At 71.6% G+C, this 20,017-nt stretch carries 18 protein-coding genes; 11 read left to right on the forward strand and 7 right to left on the reverse strand.

Annotated elements, in window-relative coordinates:
- Positions 1 to 44 precede the first annotated feature (44 nt).
- Positions 45 to 1,250, forward strand: a complete 1,206-nt coding sequence (locus tag CP970_RS25025; protein WP_055557075.1) for a M20 family metallopeptidase — start codon at positions 45 to 47, stop codon at positions 1,248 to 1,250.
- On the opposite strand, the gene CP970_RS25030 is transcribed toward CP970_RS25025, so the two are convergent.
- Positions 1,240 to 2,235 (reverse strand): ABC transporter substrate-binding protein, encoded by a 996-nt coding sequence (locus tag CP970_RS25030; protein ID WP_055557077.1) that lies wholly within the window; start codon positions 2,233 to 2,235, stop codon positions 1,240 to 1,242. The genes CP970_RS25025 and CP970_RS25030 overlap by 11 nt on opposite strands.
- Before the next feature lie 170 nt (positions 2,236 to 2,405).
- Here CP970_RS25030 and CP970_RS25035 point away from each other — a divergent pair, with 170 nt between their 5' ends.
- Positions 2,406 to 3,200 carry an ABC transporter ATP-binding protein gene (locus CP970_RS25035; RefSeq protein ID WP_150493941.1) on the forward strand — a complete coding sequence of 265 codons (795 nt, stop codon included), beginning with the start codon at positions 2,406 to 2,408 and terminating at the stop codon, positions 3,198 to 3,200.
- Positions 3,201 to 3,542: 342 nt separating this feature from the next.
- On the forward strand, positions 3,543 to 4,718 hold the full coding sequence (gene rho / locus CP970_RS25040; RefSeq protein WP_055551696.1) for a transcription termination factor Rho: 1,176 nt from the start codon (positions 3,543 to 3,545) through the stop codon (positions 4,716 to 4,718).
- On the opposite strand, the gene CP970_RS25045 is transcribed toward rho, so the two are convergent.
- Entirely contained in the window at positions 4,705 to 5,988 is a 1,284-nt protein-coding gene (locus CP970_RS25045) for a M6 family metalloprotease domain-containing protein (protein WP_055551698.1), read from the reverse strand. The two genes, rho and CP970_RS25045, sit on opposite strands and share 14 nt — an antisense overlap.
- A gap of 296 nt (positions 5,989 to 6,284) precedes the next feature.
- Between CP970_RS25045 and CP970_RS25050 the strand changes: the two genes are divergently transcribed.
- Both CP970_RS25050 and CP970_RS25055 read left to right on the forward strand, forming a co-directional pair.
- Entirely contained in the window at positions 6,285 to 6,941 is a 657-nt protein-coding gene (locus tag CP970_RS25050) for a TetR/AcrR family transcriptional regulator (RefSeq protein ID WP_055551700.1), read from the forward strand.
- 74 nt (positions 6,942 to 7,015) lie between these two features.
- Complete coding sequence (locus CP970_RS25055; protein WP_055551702.1) at positions 7,016 to 8,551, forward strand: MFS transporter; 1,536 nt, start codon at positions 7,016 to 7,018, stop codon at positions 8,549 to 8,551.
- 43 nt (positions 8,552 to 8,594) lie between these two features.
- Here the strand turns inward: CP970_RS25055 and CP970_RS25060 are convergent, their stop codons facing one another.
- Positions 8,595 to 9,110 (reverse strand): MarR family winged helix-turn-helix transcriptional regulator, encoded by a 516-nt coding sequence (locus CP970_RS25060; protein ID WP_055551704.1) that lies wholly within the window; start codon positions 9,108 to 9,110, stop codon positions 8,595 to 8,597.
- 153 nt (positions 9,111 to 9,263) lie between these two features.
- Between CP970_RS25060 and CP970_RS25065 the strand changes: the two genes are divergently transcribed.
- The gene (locus tag CP970_RS25065) at positions 9,264 to 10,025 is read left to right on the forward strand and encodes a dioxygenase family protein (RefSeq protein ID WP_055551706.1); all 762 of its coding nucleotides are present in this window, start codon (positions 9,264 to 9,266) and stop codon (positions 10,023 to 10,025) included.
- A gap of 260 nt (positions 10,026 to 10,285) precedes the next feature.
- Here the strand turns inward: CP970_RS25065 and CP970_RS25070 are convergent, their stop codons facing one another.
- Together CP970_RS25070 and CP970_RS25075 are read right to left on the reverse strand one after the other, a co-directional pair.
- Positions 10,286 to 11,335, reverse strand: coding sequence for a questin oxidase family protein (locus CP970_RS25070; RefSeq protein ID WP_055545126.1), 1,050 nt, complete (start codon positions 11,333 to 11,335; stop codon positions 10,286 to 10,288).
- A gap of 48 nt (positions 11,336 to 11,383) precedes the next feature.
- On the reverse strand, positions 11,384 to 11,950 hold the full coding sequence (locus CP970_RS25075) for a GNAT family N-acetyltransferase (protein ID WP_055545125.1): 567 nt from the start codon (positions 11,948 to 11,950) through the stop codon (positions 11,384 to 11,386).
- 183 nt (positions 11,951 to 12,133) lie between these two features.
- Between CP970_RS25075 and CP970_RS25080 the strand changes: the two genes are divergently transcribed.
- Positions 12,134 to 13,132: a sigma-70 family RNA polymerase sigma factor gene (locus CP970_RS25080; protein WP_055545124.1), complete on the forward strand. Its 999-nt coding sequence runs from the start codon at positions 12,134 to 12,136 to the stop codon at positions 13,130 to 13,132.
- A 100-nt stretch (positions 13,133 to 13,232) separates the two neighbouring features.
- Here the strand turns inward: CP970_RS25080 and CP970_RS25085 are convergent, their stop codons facing one another.
- Complete coding sequence (locus CP970_RS25085) at positions 13,233 to 14,234, reverse strand: helix-turn-helix transcriptional regulator (protein ID WP_055545123.1); 1,002 nt, start codon at positions 14,232 to 14,234, stop codon at positions 13,233 to 13,235.
- 137 nt (positions 14,235 to 14,371) lie between these two features.
- Here CP970_RS25085 and CP970_RS25090 point away from each other — a divergent pair, with 137 nt between their 5' ends.
- Positions 14,372 to 15,910, forward strand: a complete 1,539-nt coding sequence (locus tag CP970_RS25090) for an MFS transporter (protein WP_055545122.1) — start codon at positions 14,372 to 14,374, stop codon at positions 15,908 to 15,910.
- Between the two features lie 118 nt (positions 15,911 to 16,028).
- Here the strand turns inward: CP970_RS25090 and CP970_RS25095 are convergent, their stop codons facing one another.
- Positions 16,029 to 17,282: an ABC transporter substrate-binding protein gene (locus tag CP970_RS25095; protein ID WP_055545121.1), complete on the reverse strand. Its 1,254-nt coding sequence runs from the start codon at positions 17,280 to 17,282 to the stop codon at positions 16,029 to 16,031.
- 170 nt (positions 17,283 to 17,452) lie between these two features.
- Here CP970_RS25095 and CP970_RS25100 point away from each other — a divergent pair, with 170 nt between their 5' ends.
- From CP970_RS25100 to pfkB, 3 genes are all read left to right on the forward strand, one after another.
- On the forward strand, positions 17,453 to 18,067 hold the full coding sequence (locus CP970_RS25100) for a TetR/AcrR family transcriptional regulator (protein ID WP_191094948.1): 615 nt from the start codon (positions 17,453 to 17,455) through the stop codon (positions 18,065 to 18,067).
- Positions 18,068 to 18,219: 152 nt separating this feature from the next.
- Positions 18,220 to 18,981, forward strand: a complete 762-nt coding sequence (locus CP970_RS25105; protein ID WP_055545120.1) for a DeoR/GlpR family DNA-binding transcription regulator — start codon at positions 18,220 to 18,222, stop codon at positions 18,979 to 18,981.
- A gap of 49 nt (positions 18,982 to 19,030) precedes the next feature.
- Positions 19,031 to 19,978 carry a 1-phosphofructokinase gene (gene pfkB, locus CP970_RS25110; RefSeq protein WP_055545119.1) on the forward strand — a complete coding sequence of 316 codons (948 nt, stop codon included), beginning with the start codon at positions 19,031 to 19,033 and terminating at the stop codon, positions 19,976 to 19,978.
- Positions 19,979 to 20,017: the final 39 nt, after the last annotated feature.

Here is a 20,017-nt window from a genome sequence, read left to right on the forward strand (position 1 = left end):
CCTACCAGTACTAACTTAGGTTAGCCTAAGCTATCTTGCTGGTCATGGAGAAGACGACCGCCCCCACCGAGCCGAACACCGCCCCGGCCGAGCCGCCCGCAGCCCCCGCCGAGCTCAAGTCCGCCCTGCGCAAGGAGATCGAGAGCCACCGCGAGACCCTGCTCGCGCTGAGCTCCCGCATCCACGGCCACCCGGAGACGGCCTTCGAGGAGCACCGCGCCGCCGCCTGGTGCGCCGAACTCCTGGGCGAGCACGGCTTCGAGGTGACCGCGCCCGCCTTCGGCCTGGACACCGCGTTCCGCGCGAGCATCGGATCGGGGCCGGTCACCATCGCCCTGGCCTGCGAGTACGACGCGCTGCCAGGACTCGGCCACGCCTGCGGTCACAACCTGATCGCCGCCGCGGGCGTCGGCGCGGCGCTCGCCCTCGCTCCGTACGCCGATGAACTCGGGCTCACCGTAAGGGTGCTCGGCACCCCGGCCGAGGAGCGCGGCGCGGGCAAGGCGCTGCTCATCGACGCGGGCGCCTTCGACGGCGTGGACGCGGCGATGATGGTGCACCCCTGTCCGTTCGAGATGGCCGACTTCCGCTCCTTCGCGCTCGGCACGCTCTCGGTGACGTACACGGGGAAGTCCGCGCACCCCAGCCTCAATCCGCACGAGGGCCGCAACGCCGCCGACGCCCTGACCGTCGCCCAGGTCGCCATCGGTCTGCTGCGCCAGCAACTCCCGCCGCAGTGGCGGGTGCACGGCGTCACCACGGCCGCGGGGTCGGCGCCGAACGCGATACCGGACCGCGCCACCGCCGAGTACGAGATCCGGGCGCTTGCCGCCGAGGAACTGCGCGAGCTGCGCGAACGCGTGGAGAACTGCTTCCGCGCCGGAGCCCTCGCGACCGGCTGCGAGGTCACTCTGGAGCGGCCCGAACCGGACTACCTCGACTTCCGCGGCGACCCCGCGCTGATCGCCCTGTGGAAGGCGAACGCGCGGGCGCTCGGGCGCGCCGAGCCGGTCGAGCGCGAGCCGTTCGCCTGCACGGACATGGGCAACGTCTCGCACCTGGTGCCGTCCATCCACCCCGTCCTGGACATCAGCGGCGGCGCCTGCGGCCCGCACGAGCGGGAGTTCGCCGAGGCCGCCGTCTCCCCGGCCGCCGAACAGGCGCTGCTCGACGGCGCGTTGGGGATGGCGTGGACGGCGGCCGACTTCGCGGGCACCGCCGCCCACGCCCGCGGTGCCGCTACTTCTTGAGCGCCTTGGTGTAGTCGTTCATGACCTCGGCGGCGGCCAGCGGGCCGCCGCGGGTCGACCAGACCGAGCCGTCCACGGTCACGACGTGGTTCTTCTCGACCGCGCCGAGGTCCTTGTAGGCGGGCTTCTTCTGGACGTCCTTGAGGGCCTTGTCGCCGTCCGAGGTCAGGGTGGAGAGGAACAGCCAGTCGCCGTCGATCTCGTTGATCTTCTCCAGGCTGAGCGACGGGGTGTGCGCGTTGCCGTCCTTGTTCTGGTTCTTGGGCCGCTTCAGGCCCATCTCCAGGGCGACACCGCTGGCGAACTGCTTGTTCTCCATCCAGCTCGGGCCGTCCGGGTTCCAGCGGACGATGGAGACCTCGGCGCCCTTGTTCGTGCCGAGCTCGGTGCCCGCCTTCTTGGCGGCGGCCTCGTGGTCGGAGATGACCTTGTTGGCCTTGGGCAGGTCGTTCACGGCGTTGCCGATGCCGCGCAGGGTCAGCTTCCAGTCGTCCGTGGGAGCCATCGTGACGACGGTCGCGGGCGTGATCTCGCGCAGCTGCTTGAGCACCTGCTCGTCCTGCATGTCACCGGCGAGGATCAGGTCGGGCTTGGCGGCGACGACCTTGTCCATCACGGGCTGCAGCAGATTGCCGACGACGTCGATGTCCTTCACCTTGTCGGCGAGGTAGGCCGGGGGCTTGTCCAGGCCCTGGCCGTTGGTGATGCCGACCGGCTTCACGCCGAGCGCGAGGACGGCGTCCAGGTCCTCCTGCGTCAGCGTCACCACGCGCTTGGGGTGCGCGGGCACCTTCACGGCCTTGCCCGTGGCGTCCTTGATGGTCCGGGTGTCCGAGGAGCCGGAACCGGCCTTGCCCGACGAGTCGTTGTCGGAGCCGTCGTCCGAGCCGCAGCCGGTCAGGAGCAGCGCCGCCGCACCGAGCGCGGCGACCGACTGGGTCGCGCGTCGGGAGGCGATGGAGAAGGGGCGGCGGGGGACGGTCATCAACAGCTCCGGGGTCAAGTGGACATGATGAGATGGTCGTCAGCGACCATGCTTTTTCGCTAAGGTTAGCCTTACCTTAGGCCAATCCCGCAAGGGCCTCGGGCCAACGTCGCAAGGGCTGAGCCCCTCGAAGCCCCTCGAAGCCCCTCGAACACGGAAAGGCACGTCCCGTGGAACTCCGCGTCGAGCAGCTCACCGCCGGATACGGCGGCGGTCACACCGCCGTCGACGGAGTCGACCTCACCGTCGAATCCGGCCAGGTCGTCGCCATCGTCGGCCCCAACGGCTGCGGCAAGTCGACGCTCCTTCGCTGCATGGCGCGGCTCCACCAGCCCACGTCCGGGCGGGTGTTCGCGGGCGACGCCGACATCTGGCGGCTCAAGCAGCGCGAGACGGCGCACCGCGTCGCCCTGCTCCCGCAGTCGCCGCAGGCCCCCGAGGCGGTCACCGTCGCGGGGCTCGTACGGTACGGACGCCATCCCCACCAGGGGCTCTTCCGCCAGTGGTCCGCCGAGGACGAGGCCGCGGTGACGCGCGCCCTCGACGCCACCGGGACCGCGGGGCTCGCCGAGCGGCGCATCGACCAGCTGTCCGGCGGCCAGCGGCAGCGGTGCTGGCTCGCCATGGCCCTTGCGCAGGAGACCCCTGTCGTACTCCTCGACGAGCCGACCAGCGCGCTGGACATCGGGCATGCGGTGGAGGTGCTCGATCTCGTACGAGAGGTCGCCTCGGAGGGGCGGACGATCGTCATGGTCGTCCATGACCTGGCCGCGGCGGCGCGGTACGCGGATGTCGTCGTCGCCATGCTGGCGGGGCGCATCGTTGCCACGGGGGCGCCGCGGGCTGTCGTGGACGAGGATCTCGTGCGGAAGCTTTATGGCATTGAGGCGGAGATTCTTCGGTCGGCTTCGGATGGGGCGCCTGTGGTTGTTCCTGCGGTTCGGCCTCGGGCCGTCGTTAGCTGACCCTGTACCGCCGCTTCGCGGCGGATATTCCCCGCCCGCCCACCCGTTGCTCCGTACCGGCGCGTGGGCGTAGGGACCTTTGGCCTGTGGCCGCCGTCGGTTCGTGTGTTACCTTGCCATCAGTACGCGTGTTACGCCCTGTCGGGGCGCCCGTACTGACCTTCCGCTCCCCGCTTCGGGAGCGTCGCTTCATTTCCCCCGATCATCCGGGGTCTTCCTCAGGCCGCTTGTCCGGCCCTCGCTTCGCGCTCTCGACAGCGCGCGTTCCGCCCGTAGTACGGGGCGTGGTTCATGCCGCCCCGCCGGGCCCCTCATTCGCATGTCCGCGAAAGGACCCACATCATGACCGCCACAGCAACAGAACCAGTAACCACCACCCGTACCGCGACTCCCGTGTCCTGCACCGGAGTTCTCGACATCGCCCGCGACGGCCGCGGGTTTCTGCGGGGGCCGGGCTGCCTGCCCACCTCCGCCGACATCCAGGTGTCCGCCCCGCTCATCCGCCAGCTCGGTCTGCGCACCGGCGACGTGCTCGACGGTGAGCACGGGGCCAGGACCCGCACCCTCAGCGGGGTCCACCGGGTCAACGGCCGCGTGCCCGAAGCGCTCAGGGGGCGGCGGCGGTTCGGTGACCTCACCCCGCTGCACCCCCGCGAGCGGCTCCACCTGGAGACCGCGGGCGGGCCCGTCGCCGGGCGGCTCGTCGACCTCGTCGCCCCCGTCGGCAAGGGGCAGCGCGGCCTGATCGTCGCGCCGCCGAAGACCGGCAAGACCGTCCTCCTGCAGCAGATCGCCGCCGCCGTCGCCGAGAACCACCCCGAGGCCCACCTCATGGTGGTGCTGCTCGACGAACGCCCCGAGGAAGTCACCGACATGCGGCGCTCGGTCAGCGGCGAGGTGCTCGCATCGACCTTCGACCGGCCCGCCAAACAGCACATCGCCCTCGCCGAACTCGCCGTGGAGCGCGCCAAGCGCATGGTCGAGGACGGCCGCGACGTCGTCATGCTCTTCGACTCGCTGACGCGCCTGTGCCGGGCGTACAACAACGCGGCGTCCAGCGGCGGGCGCACACTCAGTGGTGGCGTCGACGCGGCCGCCATCCAGGGCCCCAAGAAGCTCTTCGGCGCGGCCCGGCTCGCCGAGGAGGGCGGCTCCCTGACGATGCTCGCGACCGTGCTCGTGGAGACCGGATCGCGCGCCGACGACTACTACTTCGAGGAGCTGAAGAGCACCGGCAACATGGAGCTCAGGCTCGACGCGGGCATCGCCGCGCGGCGCGTCTTCCCGGCCGTCGACGTCACGCCTTCGGGCACCCGGCGCGAGGAACTCCTCGTACCGGCCGACGAGTTGGCCGCCATGTGGGGGCTGCGGCGCGCCCTGCGCGGCAGGGACGGCCAGAGCAGCCTCGAGGCGCTGCTCGAACAGGTCAAGAAGACCCCCAGCAACGCCGCGTTCCTGCGGCAGGTGCGCCAGACCGTGCCGGGCGCCGTCGCGGGTCCCGGCGCTACGGCCGGGTGACGTGCACCCGGTAGTTCCCCTCGTCCGTCACGCCCGCGACCGTCACCCGTACCCCTGTCCTGCGGTCGGTGAAGGTCTCGCCGGGCCCGTAGGGGGCGTCGGAGAGTTCCGCGTGGACGTTGGGGCGGCGCGTGCAGCCGCCGCTGTCGCGCGTGGAGTCGACGACCGTGACCGGGCCGTGGCCCGTGTCGACGTCCGCGTCCACGCGGTAGATCAGGACGCCCGGCTTGCAGACCGCCTCGTCGTTGCCGCCCGGGGTGCGGACCTCGATGGCGTACCCCGTCTTCGCGCTCAGCGGGACGAAGGCGAGCTTGGTGCCGCCGGGGCCCGCGAGCGGCGACAGGACGTGCTCGGTGGTGCCGGGGTTGGCCGCGCAGCTGATCTGGTCGTCGTCGAGCCAGCCCAGCTTCCACTTGTGCCAGGCGAGCAGGTCGTTGTTGGCGCCCCAGTCCTCGCTCATGATGTCCCAGTGGCCCGCCGCCCCTCCGCCGTCCTGCGTGTAGAGGTCGGGCAGGCCGAAGACGTGGCCGTTCTCGTGCGGCAGCACCCGGTAGCCGGTCTCGCGGTAGCTGCCGGAGCCGTCGTCCTGGCGGCTGTAGACGAAGGACGCGTTGGCGACGGGCACGCCGTCCGCGACCGGCGCCTCGTGGTTGCCCGCGAAGGTCACCGAGAGGACCGTGTCGAGCGCGGAGGGGCCCGCGTTCGGGGTGATCAGGATGTTCACCAGGTCGTACGAGCGGAAGTCCACGTCCGGGTCGGCGGCCGCCACGATGTCCTCGACCAGCTCCCGGTAGCCCGGGTCGAAGGGGGCGCCGCGCTCTATGCCGTACTCGGCGAACGACTTGGGCATCCGCAGCCAGTGCGGGACCGGCGATTCGGGGCGGTAGTCGAGGCGCCCGTACGAACTGGCGCGGAACCAGTCGGAGGTCTGCGGGAAGAACTCGGCGAGGCGGTCCATCGCGCTGCCCTGACCGGGCGCGTCCGAGAAGTCGACCATGAGGTTCAGGGCCCGGACGGTGCCGGTGGAGCGCGCGTAGCCGGGCGGGGTCGGGACGCCCTCCGACATCTGCACACCCAGCGTCCCGCCGATCATGCACGGGCCGAGTGCGGTGCTGCGGGCCAGCGAGACGGGGCCCGCGGTGCTCGGTGATTCCTCCATCAGGCGGCCGGTGCTCGCCGACGTGGTGACCGTGAGGGCGAGCGCCGTCAGCGAGGCGAGGGCGATGCCGCGGCGGGCGGGGCGTATCCGCCGCCGGGTCGGCTGCTGCATGCGTGGGCCTTCCACTCCGCGGCAGCCGCCGGTCCTGGCTGCACCCTGTCCGATCACCCTGTGCCGGGGGGTGCGCGGGCGCTCGCTGAGTGGGACCGATCGTGGGTTTCTCGGCGAAAAGCGTGTGACTCAGGTCACATGGATTGAGGGCGGCGGCGGGAAATATCCGGGGACTCTCTCCCCGTTTAGAAGTGTGTTCGCGTGAAACGGGGAGTTCTTCTCCGCATCGCCGGGATCCGGCACCAGCGAACGAATGAACCGAATCGAACCGAACCGAATCCAACCGAGGAGGAGCCGTGGACACCGCCACCGCAACGCAGCGCCGAGTGCCCCGCCCGCGGGCCGACGCCCTGCGCAACCGGGAGCGGATCGTCGCCGCCGCGCGCGAGATGTTCGTGGAGCACGGACCCGACGTGCCCCTCGACGAGGTCGCGCGCCGGGCGGGCGTCGGCAATGCCACGGTCTACCGCCACTTCGCCGACCGCCCCGAACTGGTGCGCAAGGTCGTCCTCTCGGTGACGGACCGCGTCGCGGACCATGCCGAGGCGGGCATCGCGACCGCGGACGCCGATCCGGACAAGGCGTTCGACGCGCTGCGCACCTTCGTGCACGCGGCCGCCGACGAGCGGATCGGCGCCCTGTGCCCGCTCCTCTCGGAAGGTTTCGACCCGTACCACCCCGAGCTGCTCGACGGCCGGGAGCGCCTCGAAGGTGCCATCACCGGGCTCATGGACCGCGCCCGCGCGGCCGGGCAGCTGCGCACCGACATCGCCGTCGGTGACCTGATGGTCGCGCTCTCCCAGCTCGCGCGGCCCCTGCCGGGCACGGCCTGCCCCGGCGCCGACAGCTTCATCCACCGTCATCTGCAGCTGTTCCTCGACGGTCTGATGGCGCCCGCCCGTTCGGAGCTCCCGGGCGAGGCGACGACTCTGGAGGCACTCCGGCAGCACTGACCCTTGAGCCACGTCCTTACGCACAACCCGTAGGTCTCTTTTTCACCACTCCGTACCGCTAGGTGGGCACTTCCATGTCTGAAACAGCTCTCAAGCCGGGCTCAGGGCCCGGCACGGGATCCGACTCCAACCGCTGGAAAGCGCTGATCTTCATCGCGCTCGCCCAGCTGATGGTCGTCCTCGACGCCACCATCGTGAACATCGCGCTGCCCTCGGCCCAGCAGGACCTCGGCATATCCGACGGCAACCGCCAGTGGGTCATCACGGCCTACGCGCTCGCCTTCGGCGGTCTGCTGCTCTTCGGCGGCCGCATCGCCGACCTGTGGGGCCGCAAGCGCACCTTCGTGACCGGTCTCATCGGCTTCGCCGCGGCCTCCGCGCTCGGCGGCGCCGCGACCGGCGAGGCCATGATGCTGGGCGCCCGCGCCCTCCAGGGCGTGTTCGGCGCGCTGCTCGCGCCCGCCGCCCTCTCGCTGCTCGCGGTGATGTTCACCGACGCCAAGGAGCGCGCCAAGGCGTTCGGCATCTACGGCGCGATCGCCGGTGGTGGCGGCGCCGTGGGCCTGATCCTCGGCGGCTTCCTCACCGAGTACCTGAACTGGCGCTGGACCTTCTTCGTGAACATCCCGTTCGCGGTGGTCGCCGCCCTCGGCGCGTACTTCGTCATCCGTGAGCCGGCCGGTGGCCGCAACCGCTCGCCGCTCGACATCCCCGGCGTGGTCCTGTCCACCCTGGGTCTGGTCGCGCTCGTCTACGGCTTCACCCGCGCCGAGTCCGCGGGCTGGTCCGACACCGTGACGATCACGATGTTCGTCGCGTCCGTCGTGCTGCTCGCCGCGTTCGTCATCACCGAGGCCAAGGTCAAGTCGCCGCTGCTCCCGCTGCGCGTCCTGACCGAGCGCAACCGCGGCGGCGTCTACATGTCGCTCGGCCTCGCGGTCATCGCGATGTTCGGCCTGTTCCTGTTCCTCACGTACTACCTGCAGATCGTGAAGGGCTACTCGCCGGTCAAGACCGGCTTCGCGTTCCTGCCGATGATCGTCGGCATGATCACGGGCTCCACGCAGATCGGCGCCCGACTCATGACCCGCGTCCCGCCGCGCCTGCTGATGGCCCCGGGCTTCCTGCTCGCCGCCCTCGGCATGCTGCTCCTGACGCAGCTGGAGATCGGCACCTCGTACGCCGGTCTGATCATGCCCGCGCAGCTGATGCTGGGCCTCGGCATGGGTACGGCGTTCATGCCCGCGATGTCCCTGGCCACGCACGGCGTCGAGGCCCGTGACGCGGGCGTCGCCTCCGCGATGGTCAACACCTCGCAGCAGGTCGGCGGCGCCATCGGCACCGCCCTCCTGAACACCATCGCCGCGTCGGCGACCACCGCGTACCTCACGGACCACGCGGCCGGTGCCACCAACCCGAAGCTCCTCCAGGCGCAGGCCATGGTCGAGGGCTACACCAGCGCCATCTGGTGGGCGGTCGGCATCCTGGCGGTCTCCGCGCTGATCGCGGCGACGTTCATCAACACCGGCGCCCAGGGCGGCTCCTCGGCCTCCGCCGGTTCGGCGGACGGCGTGGAGGACGAGCTGAAGGTGCCGGTGATGGCCCACTGATCCGGCCCGCCCACGGCAGGCGAAAGCCCGCTCGCAAGCCCGCCTAACGGAGCCAGGGGAGGTCCGCCCCGGCCTCCTTCGGCTGAAGTCCCTCGGCGACGATCGTCATGATCTCGCCGAGGGACTTCTGCTGTTCCGGGGTGAGCCGGTCGAACAGCGCCTGCCGGACGGCCGTGACGTGTCCGGGCGCGGTCCTGCGCAGCACCTCGAAACCGTCGTCCGTGAGGATCGCGAGCTGCCCGCGCTTGTCGGAGGGGCAGTCCTCGCGGCGCACCCAGCCGCTCTTCTCCAGGCGCGCGATCGCGTGCGAGAGCCGGGACCTGGTGATCTTCATGTTCTTGGCCAATTCGGTCATCCGCAGCCGCCTCCTGGGGGCGTCGGACAACTGGACCAATAGGCCGTAGTACATGTGCGGCATGCCCGCGTCGCGCTGCAGCTGGCGGTCGAGGTGGTCGTCTAGGAGAGTGGACGCCTGAAGGTAGACCCGCCAAACGCGCTGCTCGTCGCCGTCCAGCCAGCGCGGCTCAGCGGCCGGGGGCGGAGTGGGTGCCATATCCATGTACTCCACTGTACGAGGCCCTTCCTTGAATCTTGAACAAACCATACGTACGCTGGGACCGTAGAGCTTGAGAGTTCAAGTATCCAGTACTTCGTAGGGCGTATTTCCTCTACGAGGTCTTGGCCGTCCTCCTGGAGGTGCGCGATGTCCCGCATGCCCGCCCTGTACCTCAGCCACGGAGCCCCGCCGCTCGCCGACGACCCGCTCTGGCCCGGCGAGCTCGCCGCCTGGTCGGCCGGGCTGCCGCGCCCCCGGGCGATCCTCATGGTCTCCGCCCACTGGGAAGAGGCCCCGCTGGCGCTCGGCGCCACCGAGACGCTGCCCCTCGTGTACGACTTCTGGGGCTTCCCCGAGCACTACTACGAGGTGACGTACGCGGCGCCGGGCGCACCGGAACTGGCCGCCTCCGTACGCGCGTTGCTGCACGCCCCCGGCACGCCCGTCCAGGACGTGCCGGACCGCGGGCTCGACCACGGCGCGTACGTACCGCTGGTGGAGATGTATCCGGACGCCGACGTCCCCGTGCTCCAGATCTCACTGCCGACCCTCGACCCGAGCCGCCTCATGGACATCGGCCGCAAGCTGGCGCCGCTGCGCGACGAGGGCGTCCTGATCGTCGGCAGCGGCTTCTTCACGCACAACCTGGCCGCGCTGCGCCAGGGCGGCATCCCCGCCTGGTCGGCGGAGTTCGACGCGTGGGGCCACGAGGCCCTGGAGACGGCCGACGTGGACGCGCTCCTCGACTTCACCCACAAGTCCCCGGCGGGCCAGTTGGCCCACCCGCGCACCGAACACTTCGCCCCGTTGTTCGTCACACTGGGCGCGGCGGACGCGGCGGGCGACCTGACCGACCAGCGAAGCGTGATCGACGGCTTCTGGATGGGGCTGGCGAAGAGGTCGGTGCAGTTCGGGTAGGGACGGCCCCGCAAGGGGCGCGGGGAACGGCGCGCTCAGCCACATGCGGCGCGCACGGGGGACGGGGTTTCAGGGGCGCGGGGGCTGCGCGACCGGCACATACGGCCTGCGCAGGGGTGGGGTGCCCCTTTAGGGGCGCGGGGAACTGCGCGACCAGCCACGTACGGCCCGCGCAGAGGCGGGGTTTCAGGGGCGCGGGGAACTGCGCGATCAGCCACACGCGGCCCGCGGAATCCGAGCCCACCGGCACCGGGCGCCGCTCAAACCAACGGCTCGCTGAGCTCGACGGCGCGCAGGGCCGCGGCCAGGGCCTTCTCGTCGCCGACATCCAACGCCGTGTCCGTCAGCTTGATGACATGCTCGTCCCCATGGGCAAGCGCCCGCTCGAAGACCTCCTCCGCACGGAGGGCGCCGGGCGCGCCGGGCGCGCCGGGCGCGACGTACGCCACGGCCGCGTCCGGCGCGTACATCGCGGTGACGGCCGCAGACGCCGTCCAGGCAGCCCGCAGACTAGGCACCCACAGCACCCGCGGCAGCGCCGGCAAGGCGCGGAGCACGGCATTGGGCGCAGTCGCCGCGTGCACCAGCATCGTCGCCTCGCCATGACCGTGCGTGGCGTACCGATGGGTCGCCGCCCGCACCAGCTCGGTCAGCGCGCGCCGCGCCTCCTCGGGCTCGTCCACCGACACGGCCCACACCGGCAGGGCCTCGACCCGGCCGAGGCGGGCGGGGAAGCCGCCCTCCGCCCGGTCGGCGATCGGCGGCACCGCGTCCAGCGCGTCCGCCGCCGCGACGGCGCCCGGCAGGAGGGCGACGCCGGTGACGGTGCGATGCCGGGCGGCCCAGTAGCCGAGGCCGTGCGCGAGCTCGGCGAGGCGCGGCTCCGTCACGTCGCCCGCTTCGAGGGTGCGGACGGCGTGGCCCACCCGGATCACCGGATGCGTCGAACCCCCGTACATCCCCGGAAGCAGCCGCGGCCACCACTCGGCGAGCACCTCGCGCCAGGGCCGCGCCTGGTCGGAGGCATCGGCGACACGGCGTACGAAGTAGTCGATCCAGTCCGCGGCCCTGCGCGGGTCACCGAGCGCGGCACGCCAGTCGGCGTCGGTGACCGGCTCGACGCGAGCCGGGAACTCCTCCAGCTTCGGCGCGTAGAGATCGAGCCACCGGTGGACCGCTCCGGCCCGCCCGCGCGCGGCGAGCGCCTCGACGGCCATCGGGGCGTGGTTGGTGAGCCGCCCGAGCCGCTCGGGACCGGAGGAGTGCAGCCGCTGCAGGGCTTCGTCGAGGGTGCCTGTGGTGTCGGTCATGCCGGGACGGTAGGCCGCTGACCTCGTGATCCGTAACGGGCTGCGGCCCTAGGTCCGAGGTCCTGGGGCGGGCGGGGATCCGGTGCCGAGGGGCAGCTCGTACCAGGCGACGTCCCAGTACCGGCCGAACTTCCTGCCCACCTCCCCGTACGTCCCCACGTGCCGGAAGCCGAAGCGCTCATGCAGCCGCACCGACGCCTCGTTCGGCTGCGCCACGCCCGCGTACGCGCGGTGCAGGTCCTCGTCCGCGAGGGCCTCGAAGAGGGCCTTGTAGAGCAGCGTCCCGATGCCGCGGCCCGCGGCGTCCGGCGCGCAGTAGACACTCACCTCCACCGAGGGGGAGTAGGCGGGCTTGGGTCGGAAAGGGCTACTGGTGGCGTACCCGAGCAGCCGCCCGGGACGGGCGGCCGAATCCCGCTCCCGGGCAACCATCAAGCGGTGGGGGCCGTCTTTGAGGTGGGAGAGCAGCCAAGGGCGGCGCTCTTCCGGCAGGAAGGCGACGGTGTCAAAGGTGACGGCCGTCTCACGTACGTAGTGGTTGTAGATGTCCGTGAGGGCCTTGAGGTCGGCCTCGGCCCCCGGCCTGACCTGCACCTCTTCCGGCATCGACGGCATCCTGCCTCCCCTTGTGGCGGCACAGGGTACTGCAACGTCAGGAAAAAAGATGGGCGGCTTGGGAATTCTGTCCGGATTCCAGTCGTTGTTTCCATCGGATGCAGGGCACCCGAGGGTGTGCCATCCACCACAGAGGCTCCAGAAATGGGCCGACCAGACCGCACTCATCGCAAGGGAGCACGCATGGCAACCCGTGCCGTCGCCCGTCGTAAGTCCGCCTCCGGCGAGACCGACGCGGCACGCAGTGTTCGCGCCGTAGGCGGGGAGATCGCCGACCGCGACCTGGTCGGCATGTACCTCGACGAGATCGCGCGTACGCCGCTTCTCGACGCCGCCAAGGAAGTAGAGCTGTCCCAGATCATCGAGGCAGGTGTGTACGCGCGGAAGATCCTCGCCGGAGCGGTCGAGGACAGCGCGGTCACCGCGTCCCGCGAGGAACTGGAAGCGCTGGTCGCCGACGGCGAGCGGGCCAAGGACGTCTTCATCCGCTCGAACCTCCGGCTCGTCGTCGCGGTCGCCCGCCGCTATCCGCGCAGCGGCCTCCCGCTGCTCGACCTCATCCAGGAGGGGAACGCGGGCCTGGTGCGCGCGGTCGAGAAGTTCGACTACGCCAAGGGCTTCAAGTTCTCCACGTATGCCACGTGGTGGATCCGCCAGGCCATCACGCGCTCGATAGCCGACCAGTCGCGCACCATCCGCCTCCCCGTCCACCTGGTGGAGGAGTTGGGCCGGATCCGCCGCGTCCAGCGCGAGTTCAACAGGGAGAACGGCCGGGAGCCGGAGCCCACGGAGATCGCCAAGGAGCTGTCCTCGACGCCCGAGCGCGTCGTCGACGTCCTGGACTGGGCGCGCGACCCCGTCTCGCTCAACATGGGCGTGGACGAGGACGGCGACACCCAGTTCGGTGACCTCCTGGAGGACACCTCGGCCGTCTCGCCCGAGCAGTCCGTCCTCTCGCTGCTGCGCAGCGAGGAGCTCGACGGCCTGATCGGCCGCCTCGACCAGCGCACGGCCTCCATCATCAAGATGCGGTACGGCATCGTGGACGGCCGGGAGCGGACGCTGACGGAGGTCGGCAAGGAGCACGGTCTGACCCGCGAGCGGATCCGCCAGATCGAGAAGCATGCGCTTCTTGAGCTGAAGAAGTTGGCGCGGGACACGGGGTTCGACGCGGCGGCCTAGGCGGCCGGCCTTTCGCGGGCCCCTGTGCCTGGACCCCGGCGCCATCCCCTCGGCGCCGGGGCCCGTGCAGTCCTCAAACACCGCGCTCCCGAACCCGCCGTCAGGGCCGGGCCGCGCCCCCCGTCGCACGCGACAGCCGCTCCGCCAGGCTCGACAGGTGGGCCACCAGATCCGACGGCTCACGCACCGTGAACTCACAGTCCGTGAGGGCGAGGCGGACCGCCAGCCACTCGATGGAGTCGGACGCCGCGCACCGCAGCCGGCAGCTGTCGTCGTCCAGCACCTCCAGCGGACCGAGCACCGCGGGCAACCGCGCCGCGACGAACACCGCGGGCGCCGCGAACGTGATGTCCACGTCGTACGTCTGACGGCCCCGCCACATCGACTCCCGGATGAACTCCGCCGCATCCCCCTTCGGCAGCTCCCGCGGCACGAACCGCGCCCCCGTCGCGAACGGGTCGGACACCCGGTCGACCCGGAACGTGCGCCAGTCCTCGCGGTCGATGTCGAACGCCACGAGGTACCAGCGCCGCCCGGTGGAGACAAGGCGGTACGGCTCGGTCAGGCGGCGCGACTCCGTGCCGTCGCCCGCGCGGTAGGCGAAGCGGAGACGTTCGTGGCCCGCCGCGGCCGACGCCATCACCGTCAGCGTCTCCGGCGCGATGCTCGCCCCGTCCCCGCTGGTCAGCGGCGTCGTGGCGATCTGCAGCGCGGAGACCCGGTGGCGCAGGCGGGCGGGCAGGACCTGTTCCAGTTTGGCGAGCGCCCGTACCGACGCCTCCTCGATGCCCTCCACCGCGTGCCCGGCCCCGGCCCGCAGCCCCACCGCGATCGCCACCGCCTCCTCGTCGTCGAGGACGAGCGGCGGCATCGCCTTGCCCGCGACGAGCCGGTAGCCGCCCGCCGCGCCCTGGCTGGCCCGTACCGGATAGCCGAGGTCGCGGAGCCGGTCGATGTCGCGCCGCACGGTGCGCCTGCTGACGCCGAGCCGTTCGGAGAGCTCGGCGCCGGGCCACTCGCGGGGCGTCTGGAGGAGGGAGAGAAGCTGGAAGAGCCGCGCGGGGGTGTCGGCACCCGCCGCCGTACCGTGCGTCGATGTCATGCGCCGACCGCCTCCGCCGTACCGTGCGTCGTTGTCATGCGCCGACCGCCTCCTCCGTACTGCTGCCCATCGTCATACGCCCAGCGTGCCGGAGAACTAGGTCACACACTGTCCTATATGCCTTCTAGCCTGGTGGCATGACTTCACCGAACACCCTCTCCACCCCGGAGGAACCGGCACCCGCCGGCGACCGGCGGCGCTGGTTCGCGCTGGCCATCGTGATGACCGCCGCCTTCATGGACCTCGTCGACGTCACGATCGTCAACATCGCGATCCCGTCGATCCAGCGCGACGCGGGCGCCACGTTCAGCCAGATCCAGTGGATCACCGCGGGCTACACCCTGGCCTTCGCCGCCGGTCTCATCACGGGCGGGCGGCTCGGCGACATCCACGGCCGCAAGCGGCTGTTCCTGATAGGCATCACCGGCTTCACCGTCGCCTCCGCGCTCTGCGGCTTCGCGGCCAACCCGGAGATGCTCGTCGCCTCGCGCATCCTTCAGGGTGCCATGGCCGCGCTGATGGTGCCGCAGGTGCTCTCGATCGTGCACGCGACGTTCCCCGCGCACGAGCGCGGCAAGGTCTTCGGGCTCTTCGGCATGATCGTCGGCCTCGGCGCGGTCTCCGGACCGCTGCTCGGCGCGCTGCTCACCGAGTGGAACATCTTCGGCCTGGAGTGGCGGCCGATCTTCCTCATCAACCTGCCGGTCGGCATCGCGGGCATCATCCTCGGACGGAAGTTCATCACCGAGTCCAAGGCGCCGAAGGCCCTCAAGCTCGACCTGGTCGGCGTCGTCCTGGTCACGCTCGGCCTGCTGATGATGCTCTACCCCCTCACCCGGGGCAGGGAGTTGGGCTGGCCGGTGTGGGGTTACGTGATGATGGCGGGCTCCGTCGTCGTCTTCGGCGCCCTTATCGCGTACGAGAAGTGGAAGGCCGCGAAGGACGGCTCGCCGCTCGTCGAGCTCTCCCTGTTCAAGGTGAAGAGCTTCGCGGCGGGCATCGCGGTGCAGACCGTGTTCGGCGTCGCGATGGGCATCTTCTTCCTGGTCTGGACTCTCTACATGCAGGTCGGCCTCGGCTGGACGGCGCTGCGCGCGGGCCTGACCGGTGTGCCGTTCTCGATCGCCGTCTCGGTGGCGGCCGGTCTCTCCGTGCAGAAGTTCGTGCCGCGGTTCGGCCGCAAGGTGCTGCAGACGGGCGCCCTCACGATGGCCGCGGGCGTGCTGATCTACATCTGGGAGGCCGACCGGTACGGCGCGGACATCACGTCCTGGCAGATGGCGCTGCCGCTGACCGTGATGGGCCTCGGCATGGGCCTGATCGTGGCCCCGCTGACGGACGCCGTCCTCTCGAACGTCCCGAAGGAGCACGCGGGTTCGGCCTCCGGGCTCATCAACACCGTGCAGCAGATGGGCACCGCGCTCGGCCTCGGCCTGGTCTCGGTGGTCTTCTTCGGCGTGATCGACGAGCGGGTCGCGCCGGGGCGGATTCCCCTGGAGTTCGTGGACGGCTTCCAGAACGCGCTGTGGTGGGTGACGGGCGTACTCACGGTCATCTTCCTCCTGATGTTCGCCCTGCCCGCCAAGCCGCGCCAGCACGTGGAGGGCGGCGGCGAGGACGAGACGGCGCCCCCGGAGGCCGAACTCACGGACCGGGAGCCCGCGTTGGCCTCCTGATCGACGTCTGGCCCGCGCCCTCAAGGGGGCGCGGGCCAGACGCGCCCCGTAAGGGGCGCGGGGAACTGCGCGCCCAGCCCCCTGCGGCCCGCAGAATTCCACTCAACCCAGCGGAGCGCTAAAGCTCAGCCTGCACAGCCGCGGAGTCCAGCTCCTCAAGGACGGCCTTGGGCCTACCGCCCTTGACCACGGCGGAGCCGATCCGCTTGCGGACGGCCCCGCGCACCTCGGGCCACGACCCGAGGTTCGTCGGCTGGAACTGCGCCAACGGCATCTGGTCGATGAAGTCCCACATGGGCCGCTGCCGAGGGTCCTTGCGCAGCGCGTCGGACGCCGAGCTGGTGACGGGCAGGGCCGACTGCCCGCCGCCGTACGCCATCGCGGTCTTGCGGCCGTACAGGAAGCTCATGAACGTCCCGCACTGCTCGCGCCGCCCGTTGCGCTTGAACGCCATCAGCCAGTCGTTGAGCCCCACCGGCGGCGCCGCGCCGCCGAGCTTCTTGGGGAACGCGGCGTGCGCGTAGGGGAACTTGGCCTTGTCGGCGGCGCCCATCAGGACCGGGTGGGCGATCATCATGCCGATCTTGCCGCGCAGGAACTGGGCGTACGCGTCGGTCCTCGTCAGCGTCGCCGGGTTGGCGCCCGCCAGGCCCGGTGTGACGAGGTTGTCGCGCAGCCAGGTGAAGGTCTCGATGTTGCTGGGGTTGGCGAAGTCGTAGCCGGTGAGGCCCGAGTAGCTGCCGCCGTCCGCGAGCAGCCAGGCGAGCGCCTCGTCCTCGGCGGCCTCGGGGCCGAGCTGGAGGCCGTAGGGGGTCTCCACGCCGATCCCCTTCAACGCCCGCGCGGCGTCGCGCAGTTCGGCCCAGGACTTGGGGGCCGTGATGCGGGCCTGCTTGAACAGGGCCTTGTTGTAGAAGAGCCGGGGCGTGCTGGCGAGGAACGGCATGCCGTACTGGACGCGGCTGACCATGCCCGCCTCCGCGTAGGAGCGGATGAAGTCGCCCTCGGTGCGTACGTCGAACAGGTCGGACGCGCCGTAGAGCTTGCCCTCCTCGGCGTAGGGCGCGAAGAAGTTGGACTGCGCGATGTCGGGCGCGTCGCCGTCCTTCACGCGTCGGGCGAGGGTCTGGTCGAGCTTGCCGAACGGGATGCGTTCGAGGGCGATCTTGATGTCCGGGTGGGCCTTCTCGAAGGCGCCGATGACGCTGCCCCACTGGTCACCGATCGAGGAGCCCACGCTCTCGTCGTAACTGGCGACGAGGAGTTTGAGAGGGGTGTCCGTCTCCGCGGAGCAGGCACTGAGACCGGCGGTGCCGAGTGCGGTGGCGCCGGTGAGACCGGCCGTGTGGAGAAGGAACTGCCGACGACGCACCGCTGTTTGCCACCTCTTGCTCGCACCGCGTGCGCGGGTGCGCGCTGCTCGCACCGCGCCTCGCACCGCGCCTTACGGTGGCAGATTCTGCCACACAGGCAGTACATGCCTTCGGGCCCCCGTGTGGAGGCCGGAACGACCCGCCCGAGGGCTGACATAACCTGCCTGACATGGCTGCAAGTTCGCTGACGGAGCGACGCAAGAACGAGACCCGCCTGGACATCGCCCGCACGGCGGCGTCGCTCTTCGTCGCGGACGGGCTGCGCGCCACCCGCGCCGAGGACATCGCGCGGGCCGCGGGCGTCGCGCCGCGCACCTTCTACCGCTACTTCGCGACCAAGGAGGAGGCCGTCGCGCCGCTCTTCGCCGCGGGCGCGCAGCAGTGGGCGGAGGCGGTGCGCCGCGCCCCCGAGGGGCTCTCGGTCCCCCAGGCGCTGCGGCACGCGGTGACGGACGCGCTCGCCGCCGATGACGCCGCGGCGGTGGCGTCCCTGGACTGGGTGCGGTCCCTGCTGCGCATGGCGGGGGAGAGTCCGGCGCTGCGCGCGGTGTGGGCGGACGCGTGCCACGCCTCGGAGGAGACGCTGCTCGCGCTCCTGATGGAGCGGGTGTCCGCCGCCGAGCCCTCGCCCGAGCTGCGCCTCGCCGCGGGCGTGGCCAGCGCCGCGGTGCGGGTGGCCGTCGAGTCGTGGGCGGCCGGGGACGCCCCGGCCGGGGGAGCCGGAGGGCTCGCCGCACTCGCCGTGCGCTGCCTCGGGGCGCTGGACGGCTTTCCCTGGCCGTAGGTCCCCGCGCACCCCGGGGCCAAGGGGGTGTCCCGTCGGGACTGAAGTCCGTTCATGTCTGGTTGACCCCCGAATCTGTTTACTTTCCGGAAATCCGGCCGTAGTCTCCGAGTGAAACCACACGTTCGGGCATGCGGCGGAGGCAAACGGACATGTACGCACCGGAGCGGCAGCAGGAGATCCTGCGGCTCGCGCGCGACGGCGGGCGGGTCGACGTGCTCTCCCTCGCCGAGGAGTTCAAGGTCACCGCCGAGACCATCCGGCGCGACCTCAAGGCGCTCGACCGGGCGGGGCTCGTGCGGCGCGTGCACGGCGGCGCCATACCGGCGGGGCGGCTCGACTTCGAGCCCGACCTCGCCGAGCGCGAGGGCACGGCCGCCGACGAGAAGGACCGCATCGCGCGCGCCGCGCTCGTCGAACTGCCCGCGGAGGGCAGCGTCATCCTCGACGCCGGGTCGACCGTCGCACGGGTCGCCGCGGCGCTCCCGCTGGAGTCGACGCTCACCGTCGTCACGCACGGACTGCCCACCGCGGCCCGCCTCGCCGACCACCCCGGCATCCAGCTCCACCTCATCGGGGGCCGGGTCAGGCAGCGTACGCGCGCGGCCGTCGACGCCTGGGCCCTGCGCGCGTACGGCGAGATCCGCGCCGACGTCCTCTTCCTCGCCGCCAACGGCTTCTCCGTCGGGGGCGGCCTCACCACCCCCGACCTCGCGGAGGCCGCCGTGAAGCGCGCGGCCGTCGCCGCCGCGCGCCGGGTCGTGCTGCTCGCGGACTCCGCCAAGCACGGCCAGGAGCACTTCGCGCGCTTCGGGGACCTGTCCGACGTGGACCTCCTGATCACCGACACCGGCCTCGACCCCGACGACGCCGCGGCCATCGAGTCCGCAGGCACGGAAGTAGTACGCGCATGAGCAAGACGGAAGTAGTACGCGCATGAGCAAGGAAGCAGCCGGTACGAGCATGATCCTCACCGTCACCCCGAACCCCTCCCTCGACCGCACCTACGAGGTCCCCTCCCTGGACCGCGGCGAGGTCGTCCGCGCCACCGGCGACCGCATGGACCCGGGCGGCAAGGGCGTCAACGTCTCGCGGGCCGTGGCGGCGGCGGGCGTGCGGACGGTCGCCGTACTGCCGCTCGGCGGCGCGCCGGGCGCGCTGGTCGCCCAGCTCCTCGACGAACAGGGCATCGAGGCCGCCCCGGTCCCGGTCGCCGGGCAGACCCGGTCCAACATCGCGGTCGCCGAGCCGGACGGCACGCTCACGAAGATCAACGCGCCGGGCCCCGAACTCTCCGACGCGGAGCAGGAGTCGCTCCTCGCCACGGTCGGCGAACGCTCCGTCGGCGCCGAGTGGATCGCCTGCTGCGGCAGCCTGCCGCGCGGCCTGGAGCCTTCCTGGTACGCCGATCTGGTGGCCCGCGCGCACGCCGCCGGTGCCCGGATCGCCCTGGACACCTCGGGCCCCGCGCTGCTCGCCGCGCTCGCGGAGCGGCCCGACGTCGTCAAGCCGAACGCCGAGGAGCTCGCGGAGGCCGTGGGCCGCCCGCTCGCCACCGTCGGCGACGCGGTCAAGGCGGCGGAGGAGCTGCGCGAGCGCGGCGCCCGCGCCGTACTCGCCAGCCTCGGCGCCGACGGCCAGCTCCTGGTCGACGCGTCGGGCACGTATTTCGCGAGCGCTCCCGTCGACGCCGTGCGCAGCAACGTCGGCGCGGGTGACTCCTCGCTCGCCGGTTTCCTGATCGCGGGCGGTACGGGCCCGGCCGCGCTCGCCTCGGCCGTGGCCCACGGCGCGGCCGCCGTCCAACTCCCCGGCAGCGCCATGCCGTCCCCGTCGGACCTGGCACCGGACGCGGTCACGCTGACGGCCGAGCCCCCGCTGAACCGCCCGCTGACGGAACCCGCGTCATGAACCCCCCTCCCCGAATGTCCGCCGCCCGTTGGGCGATAC

Origin of the sequence: Streptomyces kanamyceticus (assembly GCF_008704495.1) — a bacterium.
In the GTDB taxonomy this organism is placed as follows: Bacteria; Actinomycetota; Actinomycetes; order Streptomycetales; family Streptomycetaceae; genus Streptomyces; species Streptomyces kanamyceticus.